The following is an 11153-nucleotide window of genomic DNA, read 5'->3' as shown; positions in this document are numbered from 1 at the left end:
TCAATCGCTGGCTGGTGCCGCCGGCTGCGCTGTGCATCCATCTCTGTATCGGCATGGCCTACGGCTTCTCGGTGTTCTGGTTGCCGCTGTCGCGCGCGATCGGAGTTACCGCGCCGAAGGCGTGCGCGGACATGTCACTGTTTCAGGAGCTGTTCACGACCAGCTGCGACTGGAAGGTCGCCAGCATGGGGTGGATGTACACGCTCTTTTTCGTGCTGCTCGGTATCGCGGCTGCGGTCTGGGGCGGCTGGCTGGAGCGCGTAGGCCCGCGCAAGGCCGGCTTCGTCTCGGCCTTGTGCTGGTGCGGCGGCCTCTTCCTCGGTGCGATCGGGGTATACACCCATCAGCTCTGGCTGTTGTGGCTGGGTTCGGGCGTGATCGGCGGCATCGGTCTCGGTCTTGGCTATATCTCGCCGGTCTCGACGCTCGTGAAGTGGTTCCCGGACCGTCGCGGCATGGCGACCGGCATGGCCATCATGGGTTTCGGCGGCGGCGCCATGATCGGCGCGCCGCTGGCTAACCTCTTGATGAACTACTTCAAGACCCCGACCTCGGTCGGCGTCTGGGAGACCTTCGTCACGATGGGCGTCATCTACTTCGTGTTCATGATGATCGGCGCGTTCCGCTATCGCTTGCCGCCGCCCGGCTGGCAGCCCGAGGGCTGGACCGCGCCGTCGAAGGCCAACGCGATGATCTCGAAGGCCAACGTCCATCTCAACGATGCGCACAAGACGCCGCAATTCTGGCTGATCTGGTGGGTGCTGTGCCTGAACGTGTCGGCCGGCATCGGTGTGATCGGCATGGCATCGCCGATGCTGCAGGAGATCTTCGCCGGCAAGCTGATCGGCCTGCCGGAGGTGGGCTTCAACGCGCTCGATGCGGGGCAGAAGGCGCAGATCGCCGCGATCGCCGCGGGCTTCGCCGGATTGCTGTCGCTGTTCAACATCGGCGGCCGCTTCTTCTGGGCATCGCTGTCGGACAAGATCGGGCGCAAGAACACCTACTATACGTTCTTCATCCTGGGCATCGTGCTCTACGCGCTGGCGCCGACCTTTGCGGCGATGGGTTCGAAGCTCCTGTTCGTGCTTGGCTTCGGCATCATCCTATCGATGTATGGCGGCGGCTTCGCCACCGTGCCGGCTTACCTCGCCGACATGTTCGGAACCCAGTTCGTCGGCGCCATCCATGGCCGGCTGCTGACGGCGTGGTCCACCGCAGGCATCATCGGTCCCGTCGTCGTCAACTACATCCGCGAGTTCCAGCTCGCGGCAGGCGTGCCGCGCGATCAGCTCTACAACACGACTATGTACATCCTCTGTGCGATGCTGATTGCGGGCTTGATCTGCAACTATCTGATCAAGCCGGTCGATTCGAAGTGGCACATGAAGGACGCCGATGTCGCCAAGTTGCAGGCTGCAAGCGCCAGCGCCGCCGCCGCGGGGCCGCACGGCTCCTACGGCATCGGATTTGGCGGGCTTGACGCCAAGGCGGCGCTGTTCTGGGCGTTCGTCGGCGTCCCCCTGCTTTGGGGTGTTTGGAAGACATTGGAGAGCGCGGTCAAGATCTTCTGACCGTCGTCGAGACAGAAGCGGGATGCTCATCAGGCGTCCCGCTTCGTTGGCCTTTCGGACATCATCAGAAATGGGACTTAGGGGGATTGAAATGATTCGCACCCGAATTTGCCTTCGAATTTGCCTCGCGGCCGTGTTGCTCGTCGCTGGCCTTCATGCCGCATCCGCGCAGACGGCGACGCCGCCGGCAGCGCCTGCTGCAGCGACGCAAGCCAAACCTGGCAAGATGAAGCTCACCATGCAGAAGCTGAAAGACATGAAGGCGAAATGGGCAACCAACAAGCCGAAGCTGAAAGCCTGCCGCGCCGACGTGAAGTCCAAGGGCCTCGCCGGCGACGATCGCTGGTTCTACATTGAAGAGTGCATGAGCAAGACTTGAGATCGGGTTCCATCCGACGCTTGCGCAAAAGGGCACGGCGGGCGACCGCCGGCCTCCTAAATCATTCTAGAGACGCTCTAAATCTCTTGCATCTGGCATACCAGAGATTAGAGTTGCGTCGAATTTGGCTTGATCGGCGGGACGCAGGAACCGGTGGTTCCGTTTGATCGAGTCGGGAAATGAAGACTGATCGCCTTGGCGGTCCGGTCCAAACTCATCACGCATTTGAAGAGAACGCGACGTCTCCATGAGCAGCAACGACGACGTTCACAAGGTTCGCGAGTTCGAACATCCCGGCCAGGGACGGAAGCGCGCCAAATCCACACCCAAGGGACGGCAGGTCGATCCCACCGCCTCTCATGAGATCGCGCAGTTGCTCGGCGACCGACCGCGGCGTCGCGACCTGTTGATCGAATATCTGCACCTGATCCAGGATCAGTACCGCCAGATCTCGGCCGCGCATCTCGCCGCGCTCGCCGACGAGATGAAGCTCGCCTTCGCCGAAGTGTTCGAGACCGCGACCTTCTATGCGCATTTCGACGTGGTAAAGGAAGGCGAGCCCGATATCGCGCCGCTGACGATCCGGGTCTGCGATTCGCTGACCTGCGCGATGCTCGGCGGAGAGAAGCTGCTCGCGGATTTGCAAGACGCGTCAGGTCCCGGCATCCGCGTGGTGCGTGCGCCCTGCGTCGGCCGCTGCGATACGGCGCCTGCCGCGGAAGTCGGACACAACTTTGTTGACCATGCGACGGTGGCCAATGTCATGGCGGCGGCGAAGGCTGGCGACACCCACGCGCATCTGCCCAAATATATCGGCTATGACGCCTATGTCGCCGGCGGCGGCTACAAGCTGCTCAATCGCCTGTGCTCGGGCGAACTACCGACGGACGACCTGCTGAAGGCGCTCGACGACGCCTCGTTGCGCGGTCTCGGCGGCGCCGGCTTCCCGACGGGACGTAAATGGCGCGCGGTGCTTGGTGAACCCGGCCCGCGCCTGATGGCGATCAACGGCGACGAGGGCGAGCCCGGCACGTTCAAGGATCGCGTCTATCTCGAGAGCGATCCGCACCGTTTCCTCGAGGGCATGCTGATCGGTGCGCATGTGGTGCAGGCCTCGGATATCTACATCTACCTGCGCGACGAATATCCGGCCTCGCGCGAAATCCTCGAACGTGAGATCGCGAAGCTGCCGCCGGGCGGTCCGACGCTGCACATGCGCCGCGGCGCTGGCGCCTATATCTGCGGCGAGGAATCCTCGCTGCTGGAAAGCATCGAGGGCAAGCGCGGCTTACCCAGGCACAAGCCGCCTTATCCATTCCAGGTCGGTCTGTTCGGCCTGCCGACCTTGATCAACAATATTGAGACCTTGTGGTGGGTGCGCGACATCATCGAGAAGGGCGCCGACTGGTGGAAGGGCCACGGCCGGCATGAGCGGCACGGCCTGCGCAGCTTCTCGGTTTCGGGCCGCGTCAAGAATCCCGGCATGAAGCTCGCGCCTGCTGGCATCACCGTGCGCGAGTTGATCGACGAATATTGCGGCGGCATGGCCGATGGCCATCAGTTCTACGCGTACCTCCCGGGTGGTGCGTCCGGCGGCATCCTGCCGGCGTGGATGGACGACATCCCGCTCGATTTCGGCACGCTTGAAAAATACGGCTGCTTCATCGGCTCTGCCGCGATCGTGATCCTGTCGCAAAAGGACAGCGTGCGCGCGGCCGCATTGAACCTGATGAAGTTCTTCGAGGACGAGAGCTGCGGCCAGTGCACGCCGTGTCGCGTCGGAACCCAGAAGGCCGCGCTGCTGATGCAGCAACCGGTCTGGAACCGCGCTCTCCTGGACGAATTGAGCCAGGCGATGCGCGATGCCTCGATCTGCGGGCTCGGACAGGCGGCATCGAATCCGCTTGCCACCGTGATTAAATATTTCCCTGACGAGTTCAAGGAAGCGGCCGAATGACGAAGATTACGTTCGAGCTCGACGGCAAGCAGGTCGAGGCCAATGCAGGCGAGACGATCTGGCAAGTCGCAAAACGCCAGGGTCGCGAGATTCCGCATCTGTGCTACTCGCCCGCGCCGGATTATCGCCCCGACGGCAATTGCCGCGCCTGCATGGTCGAGATCGAGGGCGAGCGCGTGCTCGCGGCGTCCTGCAAGCGCACGCCATCGGTCGGCATGAAGGTGAAGACCGAGAGCGCGCGCGCGGTTTCCGCGCAAAAAATGGTCATGGAGCTGCTGGTAGCCGACCAGCCGGCGCGCGAGACCTCGCACGATCCGGACTCCAAATTCTGGCACTGGGCCGAAACCACTGGGGTCACCGAGAGTCGCTTCCCCGCCGCCGAGCGTTGGGCGACCGACGCCAGCCATCCGGCCATGCGCGTCAATCTTGACGCCTGTATCCAGTGCGGCCTGTGCGTGCGCGCCTGCCGCGAGGTCCAGGTCAACGACGTCATCGGCATGGCCTATCGTAGTCACGGCTCGAAAATCGTGTTCGATTTCGACGATCCCATGGGCGAATCCACCTGCGTCGCCTGCGGCGAATGCGTGCAGGCCTGTCCGACCGGGGCCCTGATGCCGGCCGTAATGCTGGACGAGGCGCAGACCCGTGTCGTCTATGCCGACAAGAAGGTGGATTCGCTCTGCCCGTTCTGCGGCGTTGGTTGCCAGGTGACCTATGAGGTCAAGGACGAGAAGGTGATCTATGCCGAGGGCCGTGACGGCCCCGCCAACCGCAACCGCCTTTGCGTCAAGGGCCGCTTCGGCTTCGACTACATCCATCATCCGCATCGCCTGACCAAGCCGCTGGTGCGGCTACCGAACGCGAAGAAGGATTCCAACGACCAGGTTGATCCGGCCAATCCGTTCACGCATTTCCGCGAAGCGAGCTGGGAAGAAGCGCTCGACATCGCGGCCAAAGGCCTGGTCAAGATCCGCGACGAGAAGGGCGTGAAGGCGCTGGCCGGCTTCGGTTCGGCGAAGGGCTCCAACGAGGAGGCCTATCTGTTCCAGAAGCTGGTGCGCACCGGCTTCGGCTCGAACAATGTCGACCATTGCACCCGTCTGTGCCACGCCTCGTCGGTCGCGGCGCTGTTCGAAGGTCTGAGCTCGGGCGCCGTGTCGGCGCCGTTCTCGGCTGCGATGGACGCCGAGGTCATCATCGTGATCGGCGCCAATCCGACCGTGAATCATCCAGTCGCCGCGACCTTCATCAAGAACGCGGTCAAGCAGTACGGCGCAAAGCTGTTCGTCATGGACCCGCGCCGGCAGACGCTGTCGCGCCATGCGACCAAGCATCTGCAGTTCAAGCCGGGCTCCGACGTCGCCATGCTGAACGCGATGATCCACACGATCATCACCGAAGGGCTGACCGACGATCAGTACATCGCCGGCTACACCGAGGGGTTCGAGGAGCTCAAGGAGAAGATCAAGGAGTTCACACCGGAGAAGATGGAGCCGATCTGCGGTGTCCCGGCGCAGACCCTGCGCGAGGTCGCGCGAACCTATGCGCGGGCAAAATCGTCGATCATCTTCTGGGGCATGGGCATCAGCCAGCATGTCCACGGCACCGACAATGCGCGTTGCCTGATTGCGCTGGCGCTGATCACCGGCCAGGTCGGGCGTCCCGGCACCGGCCTGCATCCGCTGCGCGGCCAGAACAACGTGCAGGGCGCTTCCGATGCCGGTCTGATCCCGATGTTCCTGCCGGATTATCAGCCGGTCGGCCGCGACGACATGCGCGGCGCCTTCGAGAAGCTGTGGGGCCAGGATCTCGATCCCGTGCGCGGTCTGACCGTGGTCGAGATCATGAACGCGATCCATGCCGGCGAGATCAAGGGCATGTATATCGAGGGCGAAAACCCAGCGATGTCCGACCCCGATCTCCAGCATGCGCGCCAGGCGCTTGCCATGCTCGACCATCTCGTGGTGCAGGATCTCTTCGTCACGGAGACCGCGTTCCACGCCGACGTCATCCTGCCGGCCTCGGCGTTTGCCGAAAAGGAAGGCTCCTTCACCAACACCGATCGCCGCGTGCAGCTCGCACGCCAGGTGATCAAGCCGCCGGGCGATGCGCGGCAGGATCTCTGGATCATCCAGGAGATCGGCAAGCGCATGGGGCTGCCGTGGAATTATGCCGGTCCCGGCGAGGTCTTCACCGAGATGGCGGAGTTGATGCCGTCGCTGAAGAACATCACCTGGGAGCGGCTGGTGCGCGAAGGCGCGGTGACCTATCCCGTCGACGGTCCCGACGTGCCCGGCAACGAGATCATCTTCACCACGGGCTTCCCGACCGCCAGCGGCCGCGGCAAGATCGTTCCGGCTCACGTCATCCCGCCGGACGAGATCCCCGACACCGAATATCCGATGGTGCTCTCGACCGGCCGCGTGCTCGAGCATTGGCATACCGGCTCGATGACCCGCCGCGCGCAGGTGCTTGACCAGATCGAGCCCGAGGCGGTCGCGTTCATGTCGCCGAAGGACATGCACAGGAAGAAGCTCGCGCCGGGCGATTTCATCCGGCTCGAGACCCGCCGCGGCGCGGTCGAGGTCAAGGTCCGCTCCGACCGCGACGTGCCCGAGAACATGGTGTTCATGCCGTTCTGCTACGCTGAGGCGGCGGCCAATCTCCTGACCAACCCGGCGCTCGATCCGTTCGGCAAGATCCCGGAGTTCAAGTTCTGCGCGGCCAGGGCGGAGCGGGCCGAGATGCGCGACGCGGCGGAGTAGGCTGCGCGCTCGCCGGTTATTTGGCGGCACAATGCCTGCGGTGTCGTCCCGGCGAAGGCCGGGACCCACACCGCGAGGTGTCTCGTTAGCGGATGGTGGGCGTACCGAACGACGAGTCTTCTCCAAACTCCTCCCTGTGGTTATGGGTCCCGGCCTTCGCCGGGACGACGCTGAGGCTGTGGTGCATGTGTCCATCCGTGTCGCCGTCCCTTCGCTCCTCGCAGCGGCGGTGCTAGACATCGTCCATGTCCAAAGCCACCCCAGCCACACGCGCGCTCACGGCCGCCGGTGTTGCCTTCACTGTCCACACCTACGACTACGATCCCGACGCCGAGAGCATCGGCCTTCAGGCTGCATCCGCACTCGGCGAGGATCCCGCGCGCGTCTTGAAGACGCTGATGGCGCTGGTCGACGGCAAGCCGGTCTGCGTGATCGTCCCGTCCGATCAGGAAGTCTCGATGAAGAAGCTCGCCGCTGTTGTTAGCGGCAAGTCGGCGCAGATGATGAAGCCGCCTGAGGCCGAGCGCCTCACCGGCTACAAGGTTGGCGGCATCAGCCCATTCGGGCAGCGGAAGCCTGTGCGCACCGTGATCGAGCAGAGCGCGCTCGCGCATGATTACGTGTACGTGAATGGCGGTCAGCGCGGACTGCAGGTGCGGCTCAGTCCGGGCGATGTGCGGGACGTGTTGAAGGCGATCGTCGCGGAACTGGTCGCCTGAGGCGGCGCTCTGCTATTGTTTTTGCAACAGCTTCAGCCGACAGCGCAGCGCTTCGCGGATGTGTGTGCGCGCGAGCTGCTCCGCTTTGCCGCCGTCGCGAGCCGCGATGGCGTCGATGATGGCCTGGTGCTCGCCGTGGCTGGTCGACGGGCGACCGGATACGGTGAACGTGGTTGGACCGAGCAGGGCGATCCAGTCCTGCAATTCCCGCGAAGCGTTGTCGAGATAGCGGTTGCGCGCGGCGCGGCAGATCGCCTCGTGGAAGGCGCGGTTGAGCCGCGCCATCTCGGCGGGATCAGTCCCCGACGCTTCCACGAAGGTCTGCTCGATGTCCCTGAGCGCGTCGACCTCGGTCGCAGACGCGTGCTCGGCGGCAAGTCGGGCGGCGGAGCCCTCCATGATCTCGCGCATGGCGTAGAGCTCGAGCACCTCCGAGATGTCGAGGTTGCGTACGATCAGGCCGCGGCCGCCGGCAGGTTCGACGAACCCACGTGCCGCAAGCCGCCCGAGAGCTTCCCGCACCGGGGTGCGGCTGACCTTCAGCCGCTGGGCGACCTCTTCCTCGCGCAGGCGGTCGCCGGCGCGGTAGCTGCCGGCCTGCAGCGCCTCGCAGAGCGAGCGGAACACTGCTTCGCCGAGCGCCACGCCGCCGCCGCGCGCGATCGAGCCGCCTGCTTTTGTCGGGCGTCTTGCCATGCATCCTCGTGCTCGCCACGCGCATCCTGCCCATGCAGGATGACGCTTGCCGGACATCGTATATCTTTGTATACAAAGGTGCGCAATGACCAGTCGGATTGGCCGAGGCCGCCGGCGGGCAGAATGTCTCCAACTTCGTCGCATCGGGCAGACGGCATGAGCAGCAAATACGATGTGCTGGTGATCGGCGGCGGCAACGCGGCGCTGTGTGCGGCAATCAGCGCGCGACGCGGTGGGGCATCGGTGCTGGTACTCGAAGGCGCGCCAAAGTTCTATCGCGGCGGCAACACGCGCCACACCCGCAACATGCGTTGCGCACATGACGAGGCGACCGAAATCCTCACCGGCCCCTACACTGAGGAAGAGTTTTGGGAGGATCTCCTGCGCGTCACCGGCGGCCAGACCGACGAGGTGCTCGCCCGGCACATGATCCGCGAGTCCAAGGACATCTTGAACTGGATCGTGGAGCAGGGCGTGCGCTGGCAGCCCTCGCTCGGCGGCACGCTGGGCCTCGGCCGCACCAACTCATTCTTCCTCGGCGGCGGCCGCGCGATGTTGAACGCACTTTATCTCACCGCCGAGAAGCTCGGCGTCGAAATCGAATACGACGCCGAGGTTATCGACCTCATGATCGAAGACGGCATGTTTCTCGCCGCCCACCTCAGGCGGCCGATCAAGGGCGACACCGAGATCCGCGCGACGTCGCTGGTCGCCGCCGCCGGCGGATTCGAGGCCAACATCGAATGGCTGAAGCAATATTGGGGTGAGGCCGCCGACAATTTCCTGATCCGCGGTACCCGCTATAACCGCGGCTCGATCCTGAAGATGCTGCTCGCCAAGGGCGTGCAGGAGGTCGGCGACCCCACCCAGTGCCATGCGGTCGCGATCGACGCGCGCGCGCCGAAATTCGACGGCGGCATCATCACGCGGCACGATTCTGTCGTGTTTGGCATCGTCGTCAACAAGCACGCGCAGCGCTTCTATGATGAAGGTGAGGACATCTGGCCGAAGCGTTACGCGATCTGGGGCCGGCTGGTGGCCGCGCAGCCCGAACAGATCGCCTACATCATCTTCGACTCCACCGTGGTCACGAGCTTCATGCCGACGCTATTCCCGCCGATCGCAGGGCAGACGGTGGCTGAGCTTGCCGGCAAGCTCGAGCTCGATCCGGCCGCGCTGGAAAAGACGATCACCGAATTCAACGCCGCGGTGCAGCCCGGCACCTTCGACCACACCATTCTGGACGATTGCCGCACGGAAGGCATCACGCCGCCGAAGACGCATTGGGCACGGCGGATCGAGACACCGCCCTACCTTGCCTATCCGGTGCGGCCCGGCATCACCTTCACCTATCTCGGCACGCGCGTGACCAGGGAAGCGCGCATGCTGATGGCTGACGGCAAGCCGTCGGCCAACATGTTCGCGGCCGGCGAGATCATGGCCGGCAACGTGCTCGGCAAGGGCTATGCCGCCGGCATGGGCATGACCATCGGCAGCGTGTTCGGGCGGATCGCAGGACGGGAAGCGGCACGCCACGCGAAGAATTAGGCGGAAGAACAGACACGAGGGAGGAACCATGTCACGCATTGCCATTGCTTCGATCGCGGCGCTGCTGACCGTCGGCTACGCCCACGCGGCCGAGCCGATCACGCTGCGAGACATGGGCTCGTTCCATGTCGGTGGCCGTCTTGTCGAAATCTCGGGCAAGCCGGTGAGGGAGGTCGTGTTCGCGCCCGGCGGAGTGCCGGCCAAGGTTGATCCCAACGGCACGTATCAGGTCGAGCAGATGTATGTTCAGTATTTCCTGCCGGCAAACGAGAAGGGTGCCTATCCTTTGCTGATGTGGCATGGCGGCGGACTGACCGGCGTCACCTACGAGACCACGCCTGACGGACGCGAAGGCTGGCTGAATTATTTTCTACGCATGGGGTGGGGGGTCTATAACTCCGACGCAGTAGAGCGCGGACGCGCGGGCTGGGCGCAATATCCCGATATCTTCAAAGGCGAGCCGGTCTTCCTGACCACGGCCAACCCGTTCGAGCGTTTCCGCATCGGCGATGGGCCGAACTCGTACGATCCCGATCCCGCCAAGCGAAAATTGTTGCCGGGCAACCAGTTCCCCGTCGAGGGTTACGAGAATTTCGTCAAGCAGAACGTACCGCGCTGGACCACGACCGACGATGCGACCATCGCCGCCTATATCGCTGAGATCGATCGCGTCGGCCCCTCGGTGCTTCTGTTCCACAGCCAGGCCGGCACCTTCGGCTTCAAGGTCGCGCAAGCCCGCCCTGACAAGGTCAAGGCGCTGATTGCGATCGAGCCGGCCGGCATCGGCGATCCCGCCAAAGCGGATGTGCTGAAGAACATCCCGACCCTCATCATCTACGGCGACTATATCGAGCGCGATTCGCGCTGGCCCAAGATCCGCGCCAACGGCATCGCCTTTGCGGACGCCATCAAGGCGGCCGGCGGCAGCGTCGACATCATCGATCTCCCGCAGACAGGCATCAAGGGCAATTCGCATATGGTGATGATGGACAAGAACAATCTCGAGGTCGCGGCCCTGATCCAGAAATGGCTCGAGGGCAAAGGCCTGACGAAGTAAAGCCATGCACGGAAGCAGAATTTTGGATGAAGGCGACCGCCTGATGACGGTCTGCAATTCCTGCCGTTACTGCGAAGGCCTTTGCGCGGTTTTTCCCGCCATGGAGATGCGCCGCGCCTTCTCCGACGGCGACCTCAATTATCTCGCCAATCTCTGCCATGGCTGCGGCGCCTGCTACGTCGACTGCCAGTTCTCGCCGCCGCACGAATTCAACGTCAACGTCCCGCAGACGCTGGCGATCGCGCGCGCGGAATCCTATGCGACCTATGCCTGGCCGCAGGCGCTGTCCGGTGCCTTCGCCCGCAATGGTCTCGTCATCAGCATCGTCGCCGCGCTCAGCATGGCCGCCTTCATACTCGGCTTCGCTGCCCTAAACGACCGCAGCGTGCTGTTTGGCGTGCACACTGGCCCCGGCGCGTTCTACAAGTTGATGCCGCACAACGCGATGGCAGCGTTGTTCA

At 64.0% G+C, this 11153-nt stretch carries 8 protein-coding genes and 1 pseudogene; 8 read left to right on the top strand and 1 reads right to left on the bottom strand.

What is annotated here, in order from left to right; all coding sequences use genetic code 11:
* From IVB32_RS31795 to ybaK, 5 genes are all read left to right on the top strand, one after another.
* The coding region (locus IVB32_RS31795) for an OFA family MFS transporter (RefSeq protein WP_247412649.1) at nt 1–1571 on the top strand (1571 nt) is incomplete at its 5' end.
* A 91-nt stretch (nt 1572–1662) separates the two neighbouring features.
* A complete protein-coding gene (locus IVB32_RS31790) occupies nt 1663–1950 on the top strand; it encodes a hypothetical protein (RefSeq protein WP_026233096.1) in 288 nt (95 codons plus the stop codon).
* A 247-nt stretch (nt 1951–2197) separates the two neighbouring features.
* Nucleotides 2198–3907, top strand: coding sequence for an NADH-ubiquinone oxidoreductase-F iron-sulfur binding region domain-containing protein (locus tag IVB32_RS31785; RefSeq protein ID WP_247372527.1), 1710 nt, complete (start codon nt 2198–2200; stop codon nt 3905–3907).
* The gene (fdhF, locus tag IVB32_RS31780; protein WP_247393400.1) at nt 3904–6672 is read left to right on the top strand and encodes a formate dehydrogenase subunit alpha; all 2769 of its coding nucleotides are present in this window, start codon (nt 3904–3906) and stop codon (nt 6670–6672) included. The genes IVB32_RS31785 and fdhF overlap by 4 nt, the downstream gene beginning before the upstream one ends.
* A 245-nt stretch (nt 6673–6917) precedes the next feature.
* Complete coding sequence (gene ybaK / locus IVB32_RS31775) at nt 6918–7391, top strand: Cys-tRNA(Pro) deacylase (RefSeq protein WP_085350047.1); 474 nt, start codon at nt 6918–6920, stop codon at nt 7389–7391.
* Between the two features lie 12 nt (nt 7392–7403).
* Here the strand turns inward: ybaK and IVB32_RS31770 are convergent, their stop codons facing one another.
* On the bottom strand, nt 7404–8087 hold the full coding sequence (locus IVB32_RS31770) for a GntR family transcriptional regulator (RefSeq protein WP_247372532.1): 684 nt from the start codon (nt 8085–8087) through the stop codon (nt 7404–7406).
* A 156-nt stretch (nt 8088–8243) separates the two neighbouring features.
* Here IVB32_RS31770 and tcuA point away from each other — a divergent pair, with 156 nt between their 5' ends.
* The 3 genes and pseudogenes from tcuA to tcuB all read left to right on the top strand — a co-directional run.
* Nucleotides 8244–9635: an FAD-dependent tricarballylate dehydrogenase TcuA gene (gene tcuA, locus IVB32_RS31765; protein WP_085384377.1), complete on the top strand. Its 1392-nt coding sequence runs from the start codon at nt 8244–8246 to the stop codon at nt 9633–9635.
* A gap of 28 nt (nt 9636–9663) precedes the next feature.
* Nucleotides 9664–10692 (top strand): esterase, encoded by a 1029-nt coding sequence (locus tag IVB32_RS31760; RefSeq protein ID WP_085384376.1) that lies wholly within the window; start codon nt 9664–9666, stop codon nt 10690–10692.
* Nucleotides 10693–10696: 4 nt separating this feature from the next.
* Nucleotides 10697–11153 (top strand): annotated as a pseudogene (tcuB, locus tag IVB32_RS31755) (tricarballylate utilization protein TcuB); the annotation flags it as partial.

Origin of the sequence: Bradyrhizobium sp. 23 (assembly GCF_023073295.1) — a bacterium.
Lineage (GTDB): Bacteria > Pseudomonadota > Alphaproteobacteria > Rhizobiales > Xanthobacteraceae > Bradyrhizobium > Bradyrhizobium canariense_D.
The sequence above is the reverse complement of the archived record's forward strand: the minus strand, read 5'-3'. Positions and strand labels throughout refer to the sequence as shown.

Excerpts from the sequence above, each read along its gene's own strand:
- IVB32_RS31790 (WP_026233096.1), top strand. The coding sequence starts at position 1,663 with ATGATTCGCACCCGAATTTGCCTTCGAATTTGCCTCGCGGCCGTGTTG.
- IVB32_RS31785 (WP_247372527.1), top strand. The coding sequence starts at position 2,198 with ATGAGCAGCAACGACGACGTTCACAAGGTTCGCGAGTTCGAACATCCC.
- fdhF (WP_247393400.1), top strand. The coding sequence starts at position 3,904 with ATGACGAAGATTACGTTCGAGCTCGACGGCAAGCAGGTCGAGGCCAAT.
- ybaK (WP_085350047.1), top strand. The coding sequence starts at position 6,918 with ATGTCCAAAGCCACCCCAGCCACACGCGCGCTCACGGCCGCCGGTGTT.
- IVB32_RS31770 (WP_247372532.1), bottom strand. The coding sequence starts at position 8,087 with ATGGCAAGACGCCCGACAAAAGCAGGCGGCTCGATCGCGCGCGGCGGC.
- tcuA (WP_085384377.1), top strand. The coding sequence starts at position 8,244 with ATGAGCAGCAAATACGATGTGCTGGTGATCGGCGGCGGCAACGCGGCG.
- IVB32_RS31760 (WP_085384376.1), top strand. The coding sequence starts at position 9,664 with ATGTCACGCATTGCCATTGCTTCGATCGCGGCGCTGCTGACCGTCGGC.